Origin of the sequence: Campylobacter sp. CFSAN093246, assembly GCF_012889415.1 — a bacterium.
Taxonomy (GTDB): Bacteria; Campylobacterota; Campylobacteria; order Campylobacterales; family Campylobacteraceae; genus Campylobacter_D; species Campylobacter_D jejuni.
Window position 1 is genome coordinate 1,571,584 of record NZ_CP040613.1, and the last position, 21,407, is coordinate 1,592,990.

General features: G+C 30.9%; 21 protein-coding genes and 4 tRNA genes. 19 read left to right on the top strand and 6 right to left on the bottom strand.

Features of this window, described 5'->3' with window-relative positions:
• Nucleotide 1 precedes the first annotated feature (1 nt).
• A complete protein-coding gene (gene hisIE, locus FBE87_RS08100; RefSeq protein WP_002851143.1) occupies nt 2-625 on the top strand; it encodes a bifunctional phosphoribosyl-AMP cyclohydrolase/phosphoribosyl-ATP diphosphatase HisIE in 624 nt (207 codons plus the stop codon).
• Between the two features lie 24 nt (nt 626-649).
• Here the strand turns inward: hisIE and FBE87_RS08105 are convergent, their stop codons facing one another.
• Nucleotides 650-1,810 (bottom strand): 2,3,4,5-tetrahydropyridine-2,6-carboxylate N-succinyltransferase, encoded by a 1,161-nt coding sequence (locus FBE87_RS08105; protein WP_002851311.1) that lies wholly within the window; start codon nt 1,808-1,810, stop codon nt 650-652.
• A gap of 25 nt (nt 1,811-1,835) precedes the next feature.
• Nucleotides 1,836-2,942 carry an Mrp/NBP35 family ATP-binding protein gene (locus tag FBE87_RS08110; protein ID WP_002869767.1) on the bottom strand — a complete coding sequence of 369 codons (1,107 nt, stop codon included), beginning with the start codon at nt 2,940-2,942 and terminating at the stop codon, nt 1,836-1,838.
• Nucleotides 2,943-3,064: 122 nt separating this feature from the next.
• Between FBE87_RS08110 and FBE87_RS08115 the strand changes: the two genes are divergently transcribed.
• The 6 genes from FBE87_RS08115 (at nt 3,065) to prfA (ending at nt 8,135) form a co-directional block, all read left to right on the top strand.
• Nucleotides 3,065-4,180: a bifunctional 2-C-methyl-D-erythritol 4-phosphate cytidylyltransferase/2-C-methyl-D-erythritol 2,4-cyclodiphosphate synthase gene (locus tag FBE87_RS08115; RefSeq protein ID WP_002851397.1), complete on the top strand. Its 1,116-nt coding sequence runs from the start codon at nt 3,065-3,067 to the stop codon at nt 4,178-4,180.
• Nucleotides 4,177-5,064: a response regulator gene (locus tag FBE87_RS08120; protein WP_002851295.1), complete on the top strand. Its 888-nt coding sequence runs from the start codon at nt 4,177-4,179 to the stop codon at nt 5,062-5,064. Before FBE87_RS08115 ends, FBE87_RS08120 begins: the two co-directional genes overlap by 4 nt.
• Nucleotides 5,042-6,202, top strand: coding sequence for a sulfate adenylyltransferase (locus tag FBE87_RS08125; protein ID WP_002888517.1), 1,161 nt, complete (start codon nt 5,042-5,044; stop codon nt 6,200-6,202). The genes FBE87_RS08120 and FBE87_RS08125 overlap by 23 nt, the downstream gene beginning before the upstream one ends.
• Nucleotides 6,203-6,206: 4 nt before the next feature.
• Nucleotides 6,207-6,707, top strand: a complete 501-nt coding sequence (locus FBE87_RS08130; RefSeq protein WP_002867569.1) for a phosphatidylglycerophosphatase A — start codon at nt 6,207-6,209, stop codon at nt 6,705-6,707.
• Nucleotides 6,708-6,785: 78 nt separating this feature from the next.
• Nucleotides 6,786-7,049, top strand: a complete 264-nt coding sequence (gene rpsT / locus FBE87_RS08135; protein ID WP_002856547.1) for a 30S ribosomal protein S20 — start codon at nt 6,786-6,788, stop codon at nt 7,047-7,049.
• Between the two features lie 18 nt (nt 7,050-7,067).
• A complete protein-coding gene (gene prfA, locus FBE87_RS08140) occupies nt 7,068-8,135 on the top strand; it encodes a peptide chain release factor 1 (RefSeq protein ID WP_002867568.1) in 1,068 nt (355 codons plus the stop codon).
• A gap of 13 nt (nt 8,136-8,148) precedes the next feature.
• On the opposite strand, the gene FBE87_RS08145 is transcribed toward prfA, so the two are convergent.
• A complete protein-coding gene (locus tag FBE87_RS08145) occupies nt 8,149-8,904 on the bottom strand; it encodes a HugZ family heme oxygenase (protein ID WP_002856189.1) in 756 nt (251 codons plus the stop codon).
• A gap of 193 nt (nt 8,905-9,097) precedes the next feature.
• Here FBE87_RS08145 and FBE87_RS08150 point away from each other — a divergent pair, with 193 nt between their 5' ends.
• From FBE87_RS08150 to FBE87_RS08165, 4 genes are read left to right on the top strand one after another with little or no spacing between them, the layout of a single operon-like run.
• Nucleotides 9,098-11,218, top strand: a complete 2,121-nt coding sequence (locus FBE87_RS08150) for a TonB-dependent receptor (RefSeq protein WP_100626246.1) — start codon at nt 9,098-9,100, stop codon at nt 11,216-11,218.
• Nucleotides 11,193-12,179, top strand: a complete 987-nt coding sequence (locus tag FBE87_RS08155) for an iron ABC transporter permease (protein ID WP_002856526.1) — start codon at nt 11,193-11,195, stop codon at nt 12,177-12,179. The genes FBE87_RS08150 and FBE87_RS08155 overlap by 26 nt, the downstream gene beginning before the upstream one ends.
• A complete protein-coding gene (locus FBE87_RS08160; protein WP_100626247.1) occupies nt 12,179-12,955 on the top strand; it encodes an ABC transporter ATP-binding protein in 777 nt (258 codons plus the stop codon). Before FBE87_RS08155 ends, FBE87_RS08160 begins: the two co-directional genes overlap by 1 nt.
• The gene (locus tag FBE87_RS08165; RefSeq protein WP_100626248.1) at nt 12,952-13,758 is read left to right on the top strand and encodes an ABC transporter substrate-binding protein; all 807 of its coding nucleotides are present in this window, start codon (nt 12,952-12,954) and stop codon (nt 13,756-13,758) included. The genes FBE87_RS08160 and FBE87_RS08165 overlap by 4 nt, the downstream gene beginning before the upstream one ends.
• On the opposite strand, the gene FBE87_RS08170 is transcribed toward FBE87_RS08165, so the two are convergent.
• Nucleotides 13,755-14,612: a radical SAM/SPASM domain-containing protein gene (locus FBE87_RS08170; RefSeq protein ID WP_002909851.1), complete on the bottom strand. Its 858-nt coding sequence runs from the start codon at nt 14,610-14,612 to the stop codon at nt 13,755-13,757. The genes FBE87_RS08165 and FBE87_RS08170 overlap by 4 nt on opposite strands.
• A 165-nt stretch (nt 14,613-14,777) precedes the next feature.
• Here FBE87_RS08170 and FBE87_RS08175 point away from each other — a divergent pair, with 165 nt between their 5' ends.
• On the top strand, nt 14,778-16,037 hold the full coding sequence (locus FBE87_RS08175; RefSeq protein ID WP_100626249.1) for an MFS transporter: 1,260 nt from the start codon (nt 14,778-14,780) through the stop codon (nt 16,035-16,037).
• On the opposite strand, the gene mutY is transcribed toward FBE87_RS08175, so the two are convergent.
• Entirely contained in the window at nt 16,023-17,042 is a 1,020-nt protein-coding gene (gene mutY / locus FBE87_RS08180) for an A/G-specific adenine glycosylase (RefSeq protein ID WP_002874087.1), read from the bottom strand. The genes FBE87_RS08175 and mutY overlap by 15 nt on opposite strands.
• Nucleotides 17,043-17,114: 72 nt before the next feature.
• Between mutY and FBE87_RS08185 the strand changes: the two genes are divergently transcribed.
• From FBE87_RS08185 to FBE87_RS08215, 7 genes are all read left to right on the top strand, one after another.
• A complete protein-coding gene (locus FBE87_RS08185) occupies nt 17,115-17,867 on the top strand; it encodes a hypothetical protein (RefSeq protein ID WP_002867562.1) in 753 nt (250 codons plus the stop codon).
• Between the two features lie 71 nt (nt 17,868-17,938).
• Nucleotides 17,939-18,013, top strand: a tRNA-Gly gene (locus tag FBE87_RS08190).
• Between the two features lie 9 nt (nt 18,014-18,022).
• Nucleotides 18,023-18,111 (top strand) — tRNA-Leu (locus FBE87_RS08195).
• Nucleotides 18,112-18,129: 18 nt separating this feature from the next.
• A tRNA-Cys gene (locus tag FBE87_RS08200) sits at nt 18,130-18,203 on the top strand.
• A 21-nt stretch (nt 18,204-18,224) separates the two neighbouring features.
• A tRNA-Ser gene (locus FBE87_RS08205) sits at nt 18,225-18,312 on the top strand.
• A gap of 202 nt (nt 18,313-18,514) precedes the next feature.
• Complete coding sequence (gene ribD / locus FBE87_RS08210; protein ID WP_100608700.1) at nt 18,515-19,525, top strand: bifunctional diaminohydroxyphosphoribosylaminopyrimidine deaminase/5-amino-6-(5-phosphoribosylamino)uracil reductase RibD; 1,011 nt, start codon at nt 18,515-18,517, stop codon at nt 19,523-19,525.
• Nucleotides 19,506-20,027 carry a hypothetical protein gene (locus FBE87_RS08215; RefSeq protein WP_002871876.1) on the top strand — a complete coding sequence of 174 codons (522 nt, stop codon included), beginning with the start codon at nt 19,506-19,508 and terminating at the stop codon, nt 20,025-20,027. The genes ribD and FBE87_RS08215 overlap by 20 nt, the downstream gene beginning before the upstream one ends.
• A 7-nt stretch (nt 20,028-20,034) precedes the next feature.
• On the opposite strand, the gene FBE87_RS08220 is transcribed toward FBE87_RS08215, so the two are convergent.
• Entirely contained in the window at nt 20,035-21,399 is a 1,365-nt protein-coding gene (locus FBE87_RS08220; protein WP_052822868.1) for an L-serine ammonia-lyase, read from the bottom strand.
• Between the last annotated feature and the right edge of the window lie 8 nt (nt 21,400-21,407).

Below are 21,407 nucleotides of genomic sequence, written 5' to 3' on the forward strand. Positions count from 1 at the left end.
TATGCAAAATTTCAAAGAACTTAATGAAAAAATCGCTTGGCAAAAAGTGGATAATCTTTTACCTGTCATCATCCAAGATGCAAAAACTTGCGAAGTTTTAATGCTAGGCTTTATGAATAATGAAGCCTTAGAAAAAAGCTTAGAAAGTGGCAAAGTAGTCTTTTTTTCACGCACAAAACAGCGTCTTTGGATGAAGGGTGAAGAAAGTGGAAATTTCTTAAATATCATAGATTTAAGCTTAGATTGTGATAATGACACGCTTTTAATTTTAGCAAATCCTGTAGGGCCTACTTGTCATACGGGCGATATTTCTTGTTTTGAAAAAATTTCTAAAAATGCAGATTTTGTTTTTCTAGCCAGACTTGAAAAACTTATTAATGCACGCAAAAATGCCGATGAAAATACTTCTTATACAGCAAAACTTTTCAAAAGTGGTACAAAACGCATCGCACAAAAAGTTGGTGAAGAAGGCGTAGAAACAGCTTTAGCAGCGACAGTAAAAGATAAAGAAGAGCTTATTTGTGAAGCAGCGGATTTAATGTATCATTTAAGTGTTTTACTTGCAGATGCAAATCTTAGTTTCTCAGATGTGATTTCAAAATTAAAAGAAAGACATAAAGCTTAAAGCTTTATGTAAAATAAATTTATATCAATGCAAGGCTTCATTAAGTTTGACTGCTTTTTTATTTAAAGCTACTATCATAGCACCACTTATAGAATCTTGACGGAAATGTAGCCCATTTAAACCTTTAAGCTCTAAGCCTTTGTAAATTTCTTTATCAAAATTAAAATAAGGATTAAGTTTAGCAAGTTCTTCGGCATCTTTGAGTAAAAATTTCGTTCCTTCTAGCACTGCAATACCTGCATCAACTATACAATTATCCCCTAAAGGAATTCCTGTCACTGAATTAGCCCCTAAAAGACAAGCCTTGCCTACGCTTATAGCATTGCCACTTGTTCCACTTAAAACACCTAAAATCGAAGCTCCGCCACCTACATCAGAACCTTCTCCTACTATAGCACTTGAACTAATACGCCCTTCAACCATACAAGCTCCTGTTGTACCTGCATTAAAATTCACATAACTTGCCCCTGGCATGATGGTTGTTCCTGCTGCTAAAGACGCACCCATTCTTACTTTAGAACTTTCTAAAATTCTTGTATTATCCTCAGGGATAATATGTGCTAAAAATCTTGGGAATTTATCAACAAAATCGATTTTTGGATATTGATTGCTCATTTTTAAACGCATTTCATTTGCTCTTAAATACTCAAGCTCGATAGGCTTATCATCACTCCAAGCTACATTGCTTAAAAGTCCAAAAGCTCCATTTAAATTGATACTTCTTAAAGGTACTTTTTTAGTAGAAAGCAAATAAAGTTTTAGATAAATACTTTCTACACTTAAAGGTTCTTTATCTTCAAAAAGACAAACAAAAGAAAATTCATCGTCTTTAAATTTATCTTTGATAATCTTTAATAAATCAATATTTTGATGCCCATCTTCTTCTAAAAAAGGTTTAAAACAAGAAAGTGCAAAATCAATATCTTCTAATTTCAAAGTTTGCACAAACTCACTCGCATTAAAATCAATCTCCACGCCCCTTTGCATAAAAGCTTCAAGCATGATTGCCGCTGAGCCAAAATTTTGCTCATAGTTAATCAAAGCAAAACTTGCTTGTAAGATTTTATTTTTATTTAACTGTCCTCTATCAAGCCTTGCTATACCAAAAGCTTTAGGTTTTTTATAGCCACTTTTTTGCTCGATTTGTTTGATTAAAAGTAAAAAATCTTCTTTAGTATTAATCATTTTCTTTTCCTTATCCACTTAATTTTTAATGCGAACACGCACTTTTTCCATTCATCACAGGTTGTATAGCAGAATTATCCGCACCACCTTCATTGTTAATTTTTTCTATAAAGCTCCAAATTTTTTCAGCCGCCATTAAATAACGCTTTGAACTCACACTTTCAGGGTGATAAAAACTCACAGGCTTGCCTTCATCTCCACCTTCTCTTACTATCATTTCTATAGGAATTTGTGCTAAGACTTCACTTTTATAGGCTTTTGCCATATCCTCAGCCGTTCCTTTGCCAAAAATATCATACTCTTTACCGTTATCAGGACATAAAAATCCACTCATATTTTCAATCACACCCGCTATAGGAATGTGAAGTTTATTAAACATATCTAAAGCTCTTTTACTATCGTCTAAAGATACGGTTTGAGGCGTACTTACACAAACTCCTGCAGTAATAGGAATGCTTTGTGCAGAAGTAATTTGCGCATCGCCTGTTCCTGGAGGCATATCCAAAAACAATACATCAAGCTCAGGCCAAATTACATCAGCTAAAAGTTGCTCAATTGCTTTCATGATCATAGCTCCACGCCACATAAGGCCTTGACCCTCTTCGATCAAAACCCCCATACTCATCATATAAACACCATGAGTTAAAATAGGCTTTAATCTCTGCCCTACTACTTCAGGCTGAGTTTTGGTTTCACCTAGCATTCTTGGAATATTTGGCCCATAAATATCCGCGTCTAAAATACCTACTCTTTTTCCCATTTTAGCCATGGAAATTGCTAAATTTACTGTAGTTGTAGATTTACCCACACCACCTTTTCCACTTGAAACCATGATGAAATTTTTTACTTGTGGAGCGATATTTTTTCCACTTCTTGAATTACTTTTTTCTTCAGGAATTTTTGGAGTAATGATATTAAGTTCAATATTTTTTAAAGCCAAACTCGATAAAGCTTCAATAGTATTTTTACGAATTTCATTAGCTACTTCAGGATTTGCTGAAACGATTTCTATATCAATGAATACACCATCATCTTGAATTTTAATATCTTTTACAAAGTTAAAACTCACTATATCCTTTTCAAAACCAGGATATTTTACAGTTTTTAATTTCTCTAAAATTTGTTCTTTCATATTTTTTCCTTGTCTTTTAAAAAAATCAATTTTACTAATAAAATGATAAAATTTAGCTTTTTATAAGTGTATAATATGGTAACATTATAAAAACCAACAATATTAAAAAGAGGAATGAAAAAATGAGTGAAATGAGCCTCATTATGTTAGCAGCTGGAAATTCTACTCGTTTTAATACAAAGGTAAAAAAACAATTTTTACGACTTGGAAATGACCCTCTTTGGCTTTATGCAACAAAAAATTTAAGCTCTTTTTATCCTTTTAAAAAAATAGTTGTTACCTCTAGTAATATCACTTATATGAAAAAATTTACCAAAAACTATGAATTCATAGAAGGTGGTGATACCAGAGCAGAATCCTTAAAAAAAGCCTTAGAGCTCATAGATAGCGAATTTGTTATGGTAAGTGATGTAGCAAGGGTATTGGTGAGTAAAAATTTGTTTGATCGTTTGATTGAAAATTTAGATAAAGCAGATTGTATTACCCCTGCTTTAAAAGTTGCAGATACAACACTTTTTGACAATGAAGCCTTGCAAAGAGAAAAAATCAAACTCATTCAAACCCCGCAAATTTCTAAAACCAAATTGCTTAAAAAAGCCTTGGATCAAAACCTAGAATTTACAGATGATAGCACAGCTATAGCTGCAATGGGTGGAAAAATTTGGTTTGTTGAAGGTGAAGAAAATGCAAGAAAACTAACCTTTAAAGAAGATCTTAAAAAACTTGATTTGCCTACACCTAGCTTTGAAATTTTTACTGGCAATGGTTTTGATGTGCATGAATTTGGAGAGAATCGCCCTTTGCTTTTAGCAGGAGTGCAAATTCATCCTACTATGGGGCTTAAAGCACACAGCGATGGAGATGTTTTAGCTCACTCTTTAACCGATGCGATTTTAGGTGCTGCAGGACTTGGAGATATAGGAGAGCTTTATCCTGATACTGATATGAAATTTAAAAATGCCAACTCCATGGAGCTTTTAAAACAAGCTTATGATAAAGTCAGAGAAATAGGTTTTGAACTCATTAATATAGACATTTGCGTCATGGCACAAAGCCCTAAACTTAAAGACTTTAAACAAGCTATGCAAAGCAATATAGCTCATACTTTAGATTTAGATGAATTTAGAATCAATGTTAAAGCCACAACAACGGAAAAATTGGGTTTTATTGGAAGAAAAGAAGGTATGGCGGTGCTTAGTAGTGTAAATTTAAAATATTTTGATTGGACAAGATTATGAAAGTTTTAATTATTGAAAATGAAATTTATCTAGCGCAAAGCATTAGCATTAAACTAAGTGATGCTGGATATAGCTGTGAAATTATTAACTCGTTTGATGAATACAATGGTGAAAAATACTATGACATTATACTGCTTTCTACAAATACTAATAATTTTCTAAAAGCCGTAGGTCAGTTTAAACATAGTATTATTATTTTGCTTATTTCTTATATAAGTACAGATACAGTTTCAAATCCTTTGAAATTAGGTGCTAGTGATTATATTCAAAAACCCTTTATGATAGAAGAGCTGATTAGAAAAATAAAGCATTATCAGGATTTTAGAAAACTTTCAATCCTTAATAAAGCTTATCAAAGCTATATCAAATCAAGATTAGAAACAATCAAAATTCCAGAGTATAATTATAAAAAATTAAAACTTCCATTGATATTAAAATCCAACAAGCAAAGCAGTGCTGATGCTTTTGTTTTTAATTATGCAAATGAATGTGACATTACTCTTTCTTTTATTGATTTAACATCTACAAATTCAGTTGAAAAAGTTATGAAACTTCCCACAGAAAACAATCTTTTATTTTTGAGTAATTTTCAAGCATTAAAAGCAGCAGAAAAGGAAAAACTCCTAGATTTTATACAAAACAAAAATGTTATTTTGCATACCAATTCAAATACAGATGATTTAAAAATAAACTGCATTAATTTAAATGATAATGAAAAAAATATCAATAGCAATGAAATTTTAACTATAGATGAGTATGTAAAATATGTTATTATAAATTACCAAAATATATTTCCTGATACTGATCTTTCAAAAAAATTAGGCATTTCACGTAAATCTTTATGGGAAAAAAGGAAGAAATATGAAATCAGCAAGAAAAAATAAAAACATTATCATAGATCAAAATGAATTTGGCATCTTATCACTTATTAAAGAAGGTTTGCTAGGCACTTGCACTCATTTAATGAATGAAAAAGAAGTCAATGAAATCATTAAATCAGGAAAATTTAAAGGAGAAAGCTTTCCCTATCCCTTAAGCTTTGCACCAAAAAATGCCGAAGAAGCACTAAATGATATAAAATCTGGCGATAGAATCGATCTTATGCTAGATGAAAAAGTAGTAGGACATATAGATTTTAAAAGCCAATTTAAAAATAATAAAAATTTTTCTGATATTTTCAGTCCTAACACTTGCTCTTTAGAAGACATGGGAACAACTTGCATAAGTGGAAAAATAGAAATTTATAATTCTCAAATTGAAAAAATAAAAGAAAATTTTCAACAAATCAAAAACAATCTTAATGCACAAAAAATTACTGCTATAGTTTCAAGTTTTGATCCTTTGCATCGTGCCCATGAAAGAATGTTTCGTTGGACTATTGATAAAGCAGATTTAGTTGTAATTTTTCTTGTAGAATCTTTTGATGTAAATGGGTTTGAATTCGAACTTAAAGAAGCATATTTGAAAAAATTTATTCAAAACTATCTTCCACCGGATAGAATTTTCATTTTTCCATTAAAAAATATTAATATTTTTCACGCTCATTTAAATCCTGGCTTAGAAAGTATTATCGCAAAAAGTCTAGGTTGTACCAAACTAGTAGTAGGACAAAATCATACAGGACTTGGAATGTTTTATGATGATAACCAACCAAAAACCATACTTGATGATTTTTCCAAGGACTATGGCATAGAAGTGATCGTTTTGCCTGAATTTGTATTTTGCGATCAATGTCGCATGATTGTTAGCACAAGATCTTGCCCTCATGGTTGTCATCACCATTTGCACTATAATTCTCAGTCTTTAAAAGATTTACTAAGAGCGGGTATCATTCCTCCAGCAATTTTCATGCGCAAGGAAGTATCTAGTGTTATTTTAACTTCTCTTTTTCCAAATAGATTAAAAAATATGCAAAAAATTTATAATGAGCTTTTTCCAACTGATGGAATTTTAGAATACAAAAATGATGAAGAATTTTATCAAAAACTTTTAGAAATTCATCAAATGTCTTATATGGTGTAATAAAATGCAAAAATTATTTTTAACTTTTTTTTATTCAGGTTCTGCAAAAAAGGCAAGTGGGACTTTTGGTACTATCGCTGCTTTAATACCTGCTTTTTTTATACTTAAATATCTCGGGATTAATACTTTGTTTTTACTAAGCATTTTAATTTTTGTTGCAAGTATTCGTGTTATAGATGATTATGAAAAAAAAACAGGAATTCACGATGACAAACACATAGTTATCGATGAGGTTGCTGGGGTTTTTCTTGCTTGTGCTATTGCAGCAAGTGTTGAAAACTCAATAGTCAATTTTATTTTGGCTTTTGTTTTATTTAGACTCTTTGACATTACAAAACCTTCTATTATTGGCAAGATAGATAAAAAAGTCAAAGGCGGACTAGGCGTAATGCTTGATGATATGCTAGCAGGATTGTTTGCTGGACTTTTAAGTGCGGTAATTTATGGATTTTTACTTAAATTTAATTTAGTTTTTTGGGATATAAATTTAAAAGACTTATTTTGAAATTTTGCTTAAATTAATTAAATTTTAAATTTTATTCTTATATAATTTAGTCTTTAATTTCAAAAAAGGAAAATATAAATGGCAAACCATAAATCTGCTGAAAAAAGAGCAAGACAAACTATTAAAAAAACAGAAAGAAATAGATTCTATAGAACAAGACTTAAAAATATAACTAAAGCCGTAAGAGAAGCTGCAGCAAATGGAGATAAAAATGCTGCTAATGAAGCTTTAAAAGTAGCTAATAAAAGCATTCATGCTATGGTAAGTCGCGGTTTCATTAAAAAACAAACTGCTTCTCGCCGTGTAAGCCGCTTAGCCCTTTTAGTAAATAAAATCGCATAATTTTCTATATAGTTTTTAATGTTAGCTAGCAAACTAGATCCTTTTTTAAAACGCCTTGAAGAGTTAAATTCTCTTCTTAGCAGTTCTGATATAATCAACGATATCAGTAAAATGACTACACTCTCTAAAGAACAAAAAAATTTAGAACCTATCGTTTTAAAAGCTAAAGAGTATTTAAAAACTTTAGACAATATAGAAGAAAATAAAGCTTTGCTAAACGATCCAGAACTTGGGGAACTTGCGAAAGAAGAACTAAAAACTTTAGAAGAATTAAAACCAAAGCTTGAAGAAGAAATTAAAATTTTACTTCTTCCTAAGGATCCTAATGATGAAAGAAATATTTTTCTTGAAATTCGTGCAGGCACAGGTGGCGATGAGGCATCTTTATTTGTAGGAGATCTTGTAAAAGCTTATGCAAGATATGCTGAAAATCGTGGCTATAAACTTGAGATTGTAAGTTCTAGTGAAGGAAGTGTAGGTGGATTTAAAGAAATCATCATGCTTGTTAAAGGAACAGGAGCTTATTCAAGACTTAAATATGAAGGTGGAACGCACCGTGTTCAAAGAGTTCCTCAAACAGAATCCCAAGGACGCGTGCATACTTCTGCTATCACCGTGGCAGTAATGCCAGAAGTTGATGATATAGAAATCGAAATCAATCCAAACGATCTTAAAGTTGATGTTATGCGATCTTCAGGACATGGTGGACAAAGTGTAAATACTACTGATTCAGCTGTTCGTATCACTCATATCCCTACAGGTATAGTTGTAGTCAATCAAGATGGAAAAAGCCAACACAAAAATAAAGAAAGTGCGATGAAAGTCCTAAAAGCAAGGCTTTATGAAATGCAAGAGAGTGAAAGACTGGCAAAAGAAAGTGAAGCAAGAAAATCACAAGTAGGAAGCGGAGATAGAAGTGAACGCATTCGCACTTACAATTTTCCACAAAATCGTATCAGCGATCATAGAATAAATCTTACTTTATATCGCTTAGATGCCATTATGCAAGATGGGCTTTTTGATGAAATCATAGAACCTTTAATCACTCATCATCAAGCCCAAGCTTTACAAGAACAAAATTTATAAGATTTTATATAAATTAATGCTTATGTAGGAATTTATGTGGATTTCCACTAGCACCTACATGTGTAACATTTCCATTTTCTATATCATAAGCTTGACCAAAACCTTTTACAAAGCGTCCTTTTTTAAATTCAAGCTTTACTAGATGAAAATCAAGCATCTTGCGTATAGTTTTAATGCCTCCTTCTCCTCCGGTTTGTTTTTCAAACTCATCATAAATTTGATCAAATCTTTCACCTCTCTCTAAAAAGCTTGCATTTACTCTATAGCGCAATCTTTTGCGAAGTATCACAGAAGCGGCTTTACTCTCATCCTCTAAAAACATTATTTCTATATTGTTTGGATTTACTTTGATATTGTTAAAATGTTCGCTTACTTCACTTATATAAATATAATTTCCCCATTGTGTGCTTACAAAAGGTGCATACGAGCAAACAACTTCTCCATTTGCATTTAAAGTTGCCAAAGCTACAGAATTAAAACTTAGCATAAATTCATTTAATTCTTTTTCTACGCCACTAAAATTTTGCTCGCTCTTTGCACTCATGCAAAGGGATATTATAGCATCTTTAATCGTGTTTTCATCGGCTTTTTTAGGAAATTCCACTCGTAAATTTTCTTTATCATTGTAAACAAGATCTAAGCCATTAAAATCAACACTTTTTAGAAAAACATCTTGTACTTGCTCAATACCACCAAATTTTTTACAAAGATCGACTAAATTTGATTTATGATGATCATTCATATGAGAAATAATGCTTTCAAAATTCATTTTTATCCTTTCTTGATTTTAAAATAAAATATTAAAAAAAATGGTATCAATTATCAAATTAAAAAGCACTTAAAATATATAAATTATCTATTTTAACAAAAATTTATACTAGATTAAGTTAATAAAGGATAAATTTATTTCTAAATTATTATGATATAAATTATCATTATTTATTTTATTTAAGGAGTAAAATTTGCACCCAAATAAAAAAGCTTTTAAATTATCTTTATTTGCATTATTGCTAATAACTAATTTAAATGCACAAGAATCAAATAAAGCTATCAATCTACAAAAAGTTGTTGTTAGTACAACAGGTTTTGAACAAGATGCGGATTCAAATTTACGCAATGTAATCAGCATAGAAGGCAAAGATCTACAAAATAAAGGTTATGTTTCTTTAGAACAAGCCTTAGAAAGAATTTCAGGCATTAGTTTTGTAAATTTTGGACTTGGACGCAATATAGATATGCGTGGACAAGGAAATAAATCCAATATAGCTGTAAAAGTTATGATCGATGGGCGTGCTATTAATGTTCTTGATAATTCCCATGGTGTAACCCCACTAGATAGTATCAATTTAGATAATGTAGAACGCATAGAAATCATACCTGGGGGTGGATCTGTGCTTTATGGAAGTGGTACTAGAGGTGGCGTGATTAATATCATTACAAAAAAACAAAAATCAGATGCTTTTGCTATAAATTTAAAAAGCAGTGCTTATGATCATGGTGGACTAGGTGGAAATTTAGGTATCAATGGTGCCAAACAAATAAATGAAAATTTAGCTTTTAGCTTTGATATACAAAGTTTTAACCTTGATGGATATCAAGAAGGTTATAATGAAAAAGGTTATTTTATCAACACAAAAACCTATATTGATATCAATGATAATAGCGATTTAACTTTGGGTTATAATTATTTTAAAAGCAAAAATACCAGCAGTGGCTATCTAACAAAAGCACAAGCTCAAAGCGATCCAACCCAAAAAGGTAAGAGTGATAATATCACACAAATCAATCGCCCTGAAATTTCTTTGGATTATCATTACTATTTTGATGATATATGGGAATTTAACCTAGAAGCTTTTTGGCAAAATCAAAAGATCAATTATCTAAAAGATGTTTCTACAATGAGCTACATGAATATGAGTCTTCCTGTATATCAAAATGGAGGTGGTTTTGAAGACACGCTTACAGGGATAAGTTTAAAAAACAAACTAAATTATGCAAATAATTCTTATTTTATTTTTGGTTATGAATTTGCAAACCATGATGCAAAAAGAACAAGTATTATTCATTATGATGTAAACACTAACGGATTTCAAATGAGTCATACTATGACAACGCTTATGGATATGGATAAACAAAGCCATTCTATTTTCGCTCTTGATTCTCATAATTTTAATGAATTTTTTACTTTATCCGGTGGAGCTAGATATGAATATAGTCTTTATGACACAAATAGAAATTACACTAGCAATATGATAATGTTTGGAAAACCTAATATTAAAACTGAACTTTTTTCGACCGATGATACAAGTCATAACTTCGCCTTTGAAATCACTCCAAATTTTAAATACTCAGACACAGGAAAGCTTTATATCAAATACGAAAGAGGTTTTGTCTCTCCAAGTCCAGCACAATTTGTCAATAAGGATCAAAAAACTCAAAAGTATTATTCTGCAAATTTAAATCCTGAGATCTTTGATACCTTTGAACTAGGAATTGATGATTTTTGGTGGGATTTTTACGGCTTTAATCTAAACTTATTTTACACCCTAAGCAAAGATGAAATTTCTTATCTTGGAAACCCTCATGCAACAGGTGGAGGATTTTGGCAATATTATAATATAGATCAAACTCGCCGTTTAGGAGTAGAATTAAGCCTGAGTCAAAATTTTTTAGATGATGATTTAATCTTTAGAGAAAGTCTAACTTATCTTGATGCTAAAATTTCTAAAGGTGTTAATGACGGCATGAGAATTCCTTATGTTTCAAAAATCAAAGCCACAGCTGGGCTTGAATACGCTTGGAATAAAAATTTCTCAAATTTTATTGATTTAACCTATTTTTCTAGAGCAAAAGATGGTGGAACTATAGATGAAAATACAGGAAAAATGTCTAAAAATTCTTGGATAAGGGATTATTTTTTAACAGATATTGGCATGAAATATAATTATAAAAAACTACAAATTTTAGCAGGAATTCGCAATCTTTTCGATAAAAGATACTACACCTATCAAGACAGTATAAATGATCAATACCTAGTTGGAAATGGCAGAAACTACTATGTTGAATTTAAATACGCATTCTAAAATTTTAGTGATTATAGGGCTTTTGGTAGCTTATATAATCGCTTCTTTTACAGCACTTTGCTTAGGAGATGAGAATTTAAATCCAAAAGAGCTTTTTTCATATATCTTTAGCCAAGATGAAATTTTAAGACAAATAATCATAGATGGACGCTTACCACGCATTATAATGGCGATTTTAATAGGTATGCTTTTAGCTAGTAGTGGGGCTATCACTCAAAATGTATTTTCAAATCCTATAGCTGATCCTTATATCATAGGTATAGCTTCTGCGGCAACCTTTGGAGCGGTTTTGGCGTATTTGTTAAAATTGAATGATTATTATTATGGAATTTTAGGTTTTGTTTGCTCTGCCTTTTTTGCCCTAGGAGTTTTTAAAATTTCTTCTAAAGCTTCTATAGCAACTTTACTCATTATCGGCATAGCAGCTTCATCTTTTTTAGGAGCTTTTACTTCTTTTTTCACTTATCTTATAGGCGAAGATTCTTTTAAAATAGTCGCTTGGCTTATGGGAAATATAGGCAATGCTTCTTGGTTTCGTGTGGGAATTTTAATCTTGCCTTTAATTTTTTGTTTGTTTTATTTTTACGCTCATAAAAACGAATTAAACATACTTTTAAGCGGAGATGATGAAGCTAGAAATCTAGGGGTAAATGCTCAAAAATTAAAGATAAATTTACTCATCGTCTCATCCTTGGCTGTATCTTTTGCGGTTGCTTTTAGCGGACTTATAGGCTTTGTTGGACTCATCATTCCTCATACTATAAGACTTTTGCTTAAAAATTATGACAACGCCTTGGTTATCCCTTTATGTACAGCATTTGGAGGATTATTTTTACTTATTTGTGATACTTTAGCAAGAACTCTTTTAGCCCCTGTACAAATTCCGATTGGAATTTTAACTGCATTTTTTGGAGCTCCTATTTTTTTATATTTGGCTTTAAGTGCTAGGAGATTTTTATAATGCTAAAAATACATGATTTAAGCTTTGCTTATCACCAAAAAGATTTACTAAAAAACATTCATTTAGAACTTAAAAATCAGGCTTTTATAGGAATTTTAGGGCCAAATGGCTCAGGTAAAAGCACTCTTTTAAAACTTATACTTAAAAATTTAAGTCCAAATAAAGGAGAGATAAGTCTTTTTAACACAAATATCAAGGATTTTTCTCTTAAAGAATTTGCCAAAATTTGCGGCTTTGTGCCTCAAAAATCAGAATTAAACACCCCTTTAAAAGTCATCGATGTGCTTTTAATGAGTAAATATGCGAATTTAAAACACGCTTTTAGTTCTTATTCTAAAGAAGATATTTTAGAAATTAAAAAATTTGCTAAAGATTTAAGACTTGAAAATTTTCTAGAAAGAAGCATACTTTCTTTAAGCGGGGGTGAATTTCAAAGAATGCTTTTAGCAAGAGCTTTGCTTAAAAAGCCAAAAATTCTTTTTTTAGACGAACCCACTTCAGCCCTTGATTTAAACTATGCTATAGAACTTTTAAGCCTTTGTGAAAAACGAGTTAAAGAAAAAAATATTGCCATTGTTGCTATCTTGCATGATTTAAATTTAGCTTCTATGTTTTGCGATAAAATCCTTTTTTTAAAAGAAGGGGAGATAAAGTATTTTGGAACAAGCAAAGAACTTTTTACTCAAGAAATTTTAAAAGAAATTTATGATTTAAACTGCGAGATTGTTTATAAAAATTCTAAACCTTATATTTTAGCTTTAAAGGAGAAAAAATGAAAAAAATTTTAATTATTATGAGTTTGTTTTTAATCACACTAAATGCAAAAGAACGCCTTGTAGTGCTTGATCCTGCAAGCATAGAAACCCTTTTTATGCTTAAGGCTAAGGATCAAATCGTAGGCATTGCTACTTTACAACACTCAAATATTTATCCTAAAGATCAAACCTCAAAACTTACAAGCGTAGGCACTTTTTCAAATCCTTCGCTTGAAAAAATAGTAGCATTAAAACCAAGTTTGGTGATTTTAAGCTCTTATTCTTTAAATTTAGAAGAAGGACTTAAAAATTTTGGTATCAAAAGTATCAATTTAAAAGCCGAGCGTTTAGAAGATATAACAAAAAATATCACAACCTTAGGCCAAATCACCAAAAAAGAAAAAGAAGCAGAGCTTTTAAAACAAGAATTTAACCAAAAATTTAAAAAATTAAGCGATAAACCCCTAAATAAAAGTGCGATTTATCTTTATTCTAGCAACCCTTTAATGGCCTTTAATGATAATTCTTTAATAGCTGATATTTTAAGACTTATAGGGATTAAAAATTTAAGCCCGCAAAGTCAAATTTCAAGACCTGTTATATCAGCAGAATACATACTGAAACAAAATCCAGACATACTCATTCTTGGAATGGATGTCAAAAATAATCTTTTAGATACAAATGCTTTATTGAAAAATACCAAAGCAGTTAAAACAGGAAGTATTTATTTTAACAAAAATACACCTATATTATTACGTCTTAGTCCTAAGATAATAGATAGAATTCAAGAATTTAAAACAAAGCTAGAAAATAACAATTTTTAATCACTCAATCTTGCTTTAAAAAATTCGCAAGTTTGACAAAGTTTTTCTATGCGTTTATCTTCTTCAAAAGCTTTTTTCATCATCTTTATACGCGGTGATTTAAAAAGCTTATCAAAGTTATTTTCAAAAACATTTCCCAAGTTAATATCTGCTTTAGTATCCAAACAGCAAGGCACTAAACTTCCATCACTTAAAATCCCAATTTGCTCTTTTAAAGCATGGCATTTTCCTTTTTTATAAAGGGGTTTATCTTTTAAATTTGGCCATTTAAAAAGTTTATTTTGATGAAGCAAAATATGTCTTTGTAAGCGATTTTTACTTAAGTTTGCATCGATCTTAGCTTCAAATTCTTTGGCTAAAAACTCATAAATTTTTAAATTTGACTTAGGTGCTTTAAAATTAGCATCTAAATTCCAAAGTCTTAGATTGATAAAAGAAAGGCTTTTTTGCTCTAAATGCTTTTTGCAAAGTTCTAAAATAGGCTTAAAATACTGTTCTAAAGAAATTTTGCTTTGACTTAAAAAAGACATTAAAGAAATATTGATTTGATGGATATTCTCATACCCTAACAATAAAGCTTGATTTTTAGAATTTAGATAAAAGCCACTTGTAGTGATTTCAAGTTTCATAGCTTCATCTTTTGCGATTTTTAGATAATTTCCCAAATTAGGTAAAAGCAAAGGATCGCCCAAAAGATGAAAGGTAAAAAGCTCAGCTTTATTAGAAATTTCATAAGCTAAGTTTTGAAATTTTTCTTCACTCATTACCCCGCGAATTCCTTTTCGAGAAGGACAAAAATCGCATTTTAAACCACAAATATCACTTAATTCTATATATATTTTTTTAAATTTCATTATATTTCCTAGAGTAAACATTTTACCAAAATTTATGAAATTTATTAAAATATGTAACATTTTTATCGATATTTTTATCTTTTTTATTTCTCTTCTTTATTTTTAAATATATTAAACAAAAATCACACTATACTTAAATAAAAATCTAAAATTAAGGAAGGGTTTATGCAAGAGCTTACTCGCACGAAAAAAATTCGCTCTATTATTGCTGCAAGTAGCGGAAATTTAGTAGAGTGGTTTGACTTTTATATCTATGCTTTTACAGCAACTTATTTTGCTCATACTTTTTCAACTTCAGATAATCCTGTTATCCAGCAAATCAATGCCTTTGGAGTTTTTGCAGCAGGATTTTTTATGCGTCCTATAGGTTCTTGGCTTTTTGGTTCTTTGGCTGATAAAGTAGGTCGTAAGAAATCTATGGTTATATCAGTGGTTTTAATGGCTTTGGGCTCTTTTATGATAGCAGCCTTACCAAGCAAAGATACAGTGGGCGATCTTGCTATTATCTTGCTTTTAATAGCAAGACTTATTCAAGGTCTTAGTGTAGGCGGGGAGTATGGCATAGCAGCTACTTATCTTTCAGAACTTGCTACGGAAGGAAAACGCGGTTTTTACTCATCTTTTCAGTATGTAACCCTAATAGGTGGTCAACTTTTGGCCGTTGCAAGCATTAGTATAATGTTTTTATTTTTTAGCATTGATGATATGAAAGATTATGCTTGGAGAATACTTTTTGCAATAGGCGGAATTTTAGCACTAGGCTCGCTTTTTGTAAGAAAAATGATGAATGAAAGTGCTACAAAACTTCACCAGCATGAAGATCGTGGTACTTTAAAGGCATTATGCAAATCTTGGAAACCTTTTTTAATGGTACTTGGGGTTACCTCTGGAGGTTCTTTAGCTTTTTATACTATTACAACTTATACTAAAACTTTTATGGAAAATACGGGTATGGATAAAATGCTTGTTAATAATCTTTTCTTAGGTGCTTTATTTATACTAATGATCATTCAACCTCTTTTTGGATATATAGGAGATAAAATAGGTCACAAACGATCTTTAATTGTATTTTGTATTTTGGCATTGGTAGGAATTTATCCTATTTTTTCACTTATAACCAATAACGCACAAAATAATCCTTCTTTGACATTTATGTTGGTGGTATTATTGTTTGTTATTTTAAGTTTTTATACTTCAGTTGCTGGGATTTTTAAAGCAAAACTTTTTCCTGAACATGTAAGAGCTTTAGGGACAGGTTTAGGTTATGCTATTTCAAATGCTGTTTTTGGAGGATCTGCTCCTTGGGTTGCTTTACAATTTAAAAATGCAGGTATAGAAAATGGCTTTTTTATATATATAGCTATTTTTACAATCATCATGCTTATAGCTACTTTATGTTTGCCTAAAAAATCAGAGCTTAATTAATTTTAACGCTTTTAAAGAAAGTGCCGAAAGTGCGGTACTTTCTAACTCTTTTAAGGTTTTAAATTCATAATTTTTATTTTCATTGTTTAAAATTTGATGATAAACCTTGATATTAAGTTTATACTTAGTATAGTTGTGCTTAAACTCCCCTACAAAACCCATATCTTTAGAAAGTTTATACTCTCCTTCTTTAAAAAAAGGAAAATTATACATACCCTTATAAAGCTTATCTTGGCTTTTCTGTATCGCAAATTTTTTATTAAATTCAAACAAAAAAAGATTTAAATTTAAACTCTCATAAAGTATTTTTTTAGCTCTTGGATAAAGCTCTGTATGAAATTTGCCTTGACAAAAATCATACAAAGGACAAATCCCACACTTTGCATTTTTACCCACACAAACCAAAGCCCCTATATCAAGCAAAGCTTGGTTGTGATCAAAGGCATGATTTAAATTTAAAAGCTCTTTAGCTCTTTTTTCAAGTTCTTTCATGCTAGGATTTTCTAAAGCAAAAAGACGAGAAAGCACACGGCGTATATTGCCATCAACAAAAGAAACCTTTTGATCGTAGCCAAAACAAGCTATAGCGCCTGCTGTATAAGCTCCTATACCGCTTAATTTTTTTAGATCCTCAACTTCTTTAGGTAATTTAGCCCCAAACTTATCCACGCATTCTAAAGCTGCCTTTTTTAAATTTCTAGCACGAGTGTAATAACCAAGTCCTTGCCAAGCCTTTAAAAGCTCGTCTTCATTAGCATTAGCCAAACTTTCTAAAGTAGGAAATTTTTGCAAAAAGGGGAAATAAAACTTTTCTAAAACTGATTTAACTTGAGTTTGCTGAAGCATAATTTCGCTGATATAAACCCCATAAGCTCTATCAATATGCTTTAAACTTTCATCACAATTTTGACTTTGTAAATTACGCCAAGGCAAAGTTTTGCGTCCATTTTTTTCATACCAAAGAAGTAAATTTTCTTGTAGTTTTTCAAGCTCTTTTTTTTGCATAAATGAGAGTATAACAAAAAATTTTAAAATTTTTTGCTAAAATTAGCTCAAATTAAATTATTAAGGATATCCATGTTAGCTTTTTTTAAAGGTTTAGGTGTAGGTTTTTTATGTTTATTACTTTTTGTTGCAGGAGTAGTTTTTAATGTAGAATTTTTAGGCAAAAAAGACTCTAATCATGATTTATATTTTTCAAGAAATATAGAAGTAAGCAATACGCTAAAACCCGATATTTTATATGCAAATATTAATTTTTGGGCAAATGAAAATTTAAGTTCAAAAATTACATTAGACAATAGTGAAAAAGCTGAAATCACAAATACTTTCAATCAAATTTTAGAACGCTCAAAAAAAGAAAATTTTTGTAGCGGAGGAAGTTTTTCTTTAGAGCCTAATTTTTCCTATAAAGATGGTATACAAACTCCAAAAGGTCAAAGATTTGATGCGAATTTAGAATGTGAATTTAAAGAAAACCAACTTGCAGATTTTAACAAGCTTTTAAATGACATCAATTCTATCATAGCTAAAAATAATTTCATCAGCGTTTCAACACCAGCCATACAAACAAAATTTTCAAAAGATACACTAAACAACAACAAAGAAAATCTCTACAAAGAGCTTTTAAAAACATCATACGAATATGAAAAAACTTACTCTTTAGATCTTAATAAAACTTGTGTATTGAAAAATTTACAAGTAAATGCCAATACCAATATCGCACCTAGAATGTTAAATGCAAAATCTGACAATATAGAACTTTCATCTCCAATTATCAGCGAAAAAGAACAAATTTTAAGCGCGAAAGCTTTATTTATTTGCAAATAACTTAAGGCAAAATAAACTCCTTTTAAGTTTATTTTGTTATACTTTTATCTTCAATTCTTTCAGAAATTTATGCGGGAATAGCTCAGGGGTAGAGCACAACCTTGCCAAGGTTGGGGTCGCGAGTTCGAATCTCGTTTCCCGCTCCATAATCACCCGCCCGGGTGGTGGAATTGGTAGACACAAGGGACTTAAAATCCCTCGGAATTTTTCTTCCGTGCCGGTTCAAGTCCGGCCTCGGGCACCACTTTTTCAACATTATCAGGGCGACATAGCCAAGCGGTAAGGCATGGGCCTGCAAAGCCTTGATCTCCGGTTCGAATCCGGATGTCGCCTCCAAAAGGCAAAACTTTACTTTATCGGGAGATGGCTGAGTGGTCGAAAGCGGCGGTCTTGAAAACCGTTGAGGGTCACACCTCCAGGGGTTCGAATCCCTTTCTCCCGGCCACCAAGACTTTCTAGTTTATCAAGCTTATATCATTCCTAATTTAAAGGATACTACAAATGAAAAATAATACTTCAATCTTACTATTTTCGTTATATCCTAAAAAAACTTAGAAAAACTATGGCTAATATAATTAAAAATAAGAAATACAAATGGAAAATTTAGAATTTGTTATCTTAAAACAAAAATATAAAATTTTAAAAATATGTCAAATTTTAAAATACAAGGTAGGCAAATGAAAGAATTTTATATGAATTTAGCTTTAAATGAGGCTTGGAAATATCAGTTTTTAACCTATCCAAATCCGGCTGTAGGCTGTGTAATCTTAGATAAAAATGAAAAAATTTTAGCCATAAAAGCTCATGAAAAAGCTGGATTAGCTCATGCAGAACTTAATGCCATAGCTCATGCTTTTAAAAGCTTAAGACCTGAAATTTCATTGCCTAAAGAAGCAAACGCCTTGCATGAGTTTATTTGCAAAAACCATCAAGGTGTATTTAAAGATAGCATAGCTTTTGTCACACTTGAGCCTTGCTCTCATCAAGGAAAAACGCCTCCTTGTGCAAAACTCTTTAGCGAGCTAGGTTTTAAAAAAATTTTCATCAGCGTTAAAGATGTAAATAAAATCGCAAGTGGTGGGGCTGAATTTTTAAAAAAACAAGGCATAGAGGTTGAATTTGACATACTTAAAGAAGAAGGAAAAAAACTTTTAAAACCTTTTTTAAAATGGCAAAAAGGGCAATTTAAACTTTTTAAATTAGCCCTTTCTATGAATGGCTCGCCTTTTGGCAAAATCGTAAGCAATGAGCTAAGTCGCACTTATGCACATGAAATTAGAGCGGTGATTGATTTGCTTGTAGTCGGTGGAGAAACCATAAGAAAAGATCACCCTATACTAGATGCTAGGCTTTGCAAAGCAAAAGCGCCTAATCTTTGTATCTTAAGCCGTCAAAATATAGATAATTTTGATAAAAATATCCCTTTATTTAAAGTTCCAAACCGCCAAATTTACACCCAAATTCCAAGTGAAGCTAAATTTTTAATGTATGAGGGTGGAGAAAATTTTCTCAAAACCTTTAAAGATGAAATAGATATGTTTTTGATTTTCCAAAGTTCAAGTTTAAATGATGAAAAAAATGTTACAATACCTTTAAATTTCAAGCCACTTTATAGGAATTTTTTAGGGAGTGATACTTATGGCATTTATGAACTTTAGTGGATTTTTTTATGCGAGAAATGATTTAAGATTATTTAAAATAGAAAAGAAAAATGAATTAAAATCCTTTTTTTACAAAGACTACACCTTATCAAGCTACAAAGATGCTTTAAATTTAAATAATGAAATCTTTTTTTATCAAAGTTTAAAAGAAGGCTTATTTAAAGAAAATGATGAAATTTTAGTTTCAAATTTGGGTAAAAAGATCATACTTTTTAGAAATTTCACTCAAAATTGCGATAATTTTAATGAGGCAAAATTAAAACAAATATTGCTTTTATTTTTTTTGTTATTAGCGAGCGTATTTTTTGCAAGTTTGGCTATGATTAATGAATTTGGAGCCATAGATCTTGTTTTTTTAATGATTTGCTTATTGCTTTTAGTGATGGGAGCAATCAATCTTGGCTTGCTTTTTAAGCAAATTCGTATTCTTAAAAGTTTTTCCAAAGAAGAAATGAAAGAATTTTTAAGTCTAAGAATGAAAAAATACACCAAAGTGTAAAAACACTTTAGCATACTGTTTTTAAATTTGTAGCAAGACCACCTAAAGAAGTTTCTTTGTATTTATAATTCATATCTTTTCCTGTTTCATACATGGTTTCTATAACCTCATCAAGGCTTACCATAGGAGTGGATTTGCGTGTCATTGCCATTCTAGCAGCACTTATGGCCTTAATGGCTCCAAAGGCATTTCTTTCTATGCAAGGAATTTGCACAAGTCCTGCAACTGGATCGCAAGTTAGACCTAGATGATGTTCCATTGCCATTTCAGCAGCATTACATGCTTTAAAAGCATTAGCTCCTAAAACTGTTGCCATAGCCGCAGCTGCCATAGAACTAGCACTACCAATTTCTGCTTGACAACCTGCTTCTGCTCCGCTAATACTTGCATTTTTCTTATAAAAAGAACCTATAAGCATTGCTGTTAATAAAAACTCTATAGCCTTTTCATCACTAAAACCTATAGTATGATTTTTAAGATAAAGCATAACAGCAGGGATAACAGCACATGCTCCATTTGTTGGTGCGGTTACGACTTTTGCTCCGCTAGCATTTTCTTCAGCAATCGCAATAGCATATAAAGAAATAAAATCGATAATACCCATAGGATCAGCTGTCATCGTCACTCTTTCTTTAAGTCCTTTAGCTCTACGCTTTAAATGAAGTTTTCCAGGCAAATAATCTTCATTCGGGTGCGTACCATTATAATACACTTCTTGCATCACTTCCCAAATTTCAAGACAATAAGCACGAATTTCCTCTTTAGTGTGAAATTGCAATTCATAACGATAAGAAAGCTCTGCCAAATCCCAATCTCTTTTTTCACAAAGTTCTAAAGCTTCTTTAGCGTTATTAAGCTCTATATCTAGTTTTTTCTTTTTATTTTGGTTAGAATTTTTACCTTTTTTTTCTAATTCCGCAGTTGTTAAAACAAAGCCTCCACCTACAGAATAATAAGTTTCCTCATCAACTAACCCACCTTTACAATCATAAGCTTTAATTTTCATACCATTCTCATGTAAAGGTAAAAAATCTTTAGAAAATATCAAATCTTTTTCATAATTAAAACTAAGTTTTTTCTCGCCACAAAAATCAATTTGAGCATTTTCAATAGCATTTTTATTTACTTCATCTTGTATTGCCGCACTTAAATTTTTAGCCTCTAAAGCATTCAAGCCCCAAATAACCGCTTTATCACTTAAATGCCCTCTGCCTGTTAAAGACAAAGAGCCATAAAGAATGATTTGAATTCTTTCAATTTTTTCTAATTTTTTAGCAATTTTTTTACAAAATAAATTTCCTGCAAGCATAGGTCCTAAAGTATGTGATGATGAAGGACCTACACCTATTTTAAAAATATTTAAATTACTCATTCACCACA

Excerpts from the sequence above, each read along its gene's own strand:
- hisIE (WP_002851143.1), top strand. The coding sequence starts at position 2 with ATGCAAAATTTCAAAGAACTTAATGAAAAAATCGCTTGGCAAAAAGTG.
- FBE87_RS08105 (WP_002851311.1), bottom strand. The coding sequence starts at position 1,810 with ATGATTAATACTAAAGAAGATTTTTTACTTTTAATCAAACAAATCGAG.
- FBE87_RS08110 (WP_002869767.1), bottom strand. The coding sequence starts at position 2,942 with ATGAAAGAACAAATTTTAGAGAAATTAAAAACTGTAAAATATCCTGGT.
- FBE87_RS08115 (WP_002851397.1), top strand. The coding sequence starts at position 3,065 with ATGAGTGAAATGAGCCTCATTATGTTAGCAGCTGGAAATTCTACTCGT.
- FBE87_RS08120 (WP_002851295.1), top strand. The coding sequence starts at position 4,177 with ATGAAAGTTTTAATTATTGAAAATGAAATTTATCTAGCGCAAAGCATT.
- FBE87_RS08125 (WP_002888517.1), top strand. The coding sequence starts at position 5,042 with ATGAAATCAGCAAGAAAAAATAAAAACATTATCATAGATCAAAATGAA.
- FBE87_RS08130 (WP_002867569.1), top strand. The coding sequence starts at position 6,207 with ATGCAAAAATTATTTTTAACTTTTTTTTATTCAGGTTCTGCAAAAAAG.
- rpsT (WP_002856547.1), top strand. The coding sequence starts at position 6,786 with ATGGCAAACCATAAATCTGCTGAAAAAAGAGCAAGACAAACTATTAAA.
- prfA (WP_002867568.1), top strand. The coding sequence starts at position 7,068 with ATGTTAGCTAGCAAACTAGATCCTTTTTTAAAACGCCTTGAAGAGTTA.
- FBE87_RS08145 (WP_002856189.1), bottom strand. The coding sequence starts at position 8,904 with ATGAATTTTGAAAGCATTATTTCTCATATGAATGATCATCATAAATCA.
- FBE87_RS08155 (WP_002856526.1), top strand. The coding sequence starts at position 11,193 with ATGTTGAATTTAAATACGCATTCTAAAATTTTAGTGATTATAGGGCTT.
- FBE87_RS08160 (WP_100626247.1), top strand. The coding sequence starts at position 12,179 with ATGCTAAAAATACATGATTTAAGCTTTGCTTATCACCAAAAAGATTTA.
- FBE87_RS08165 (WP_100626248.1), top strand. The coding sequence starts at position 12,952 with ATGAAAAAAATTTTAATTATTATGAGTTTGTTTTTAATCACACTAAAT.
- FBE87_RS08170 (WP_002909851.1), bottom strand. The coding sequence starts at position 14,612 with ATGAAATTTAAAAAAATATATATAGAATTAAGTGATATTTGTGGTTTA.
- FBE87_RS08175 (WP_100626249.1), top strand. The coding sequence starts at position 14,778 with ATGCAAGAGCTTACTCGCACGAAAAAAATTCGCTCTATTATTGCTGCA.
- mutY (WP_002874087.1), bottom strand. The coding sequence starts at position 17,042 with ATGCAAAAAAAAGAGCTTGAAAAACTACAAGAAAATTTACTTCTTTGG.
- FBE87_RS08185 (WP_002867562.1), top strand. The coding sequence starts at position 17,115 with ATGTTAGCTTTTTTTAAAGGTTTAGGTGTAGGTTTTTTATGTTTATTA.
- ribD (WP_100608700.1), top strand. The coding sequence starts at position 18,515 with ATGTCAAATTTTAAAATACAAGGTAGGCAAATGAAAGAATTTTATATG.
- FBE87_RS08215 (WP_002871876.1), top strand. The coding sequence starts at position 19,506 with ATGGCATTTATGAACTTTAGTGGATTTTTTTATGCGAGAAATGATTTA.
- FBE87_RS08220 (WP_052822868.1), bottom strand. The coding sequence starts at position 21,399 with ATGAGTAATTTAAATATTTTTAAAATAGGTGTAGGTCCTTCATCATCA.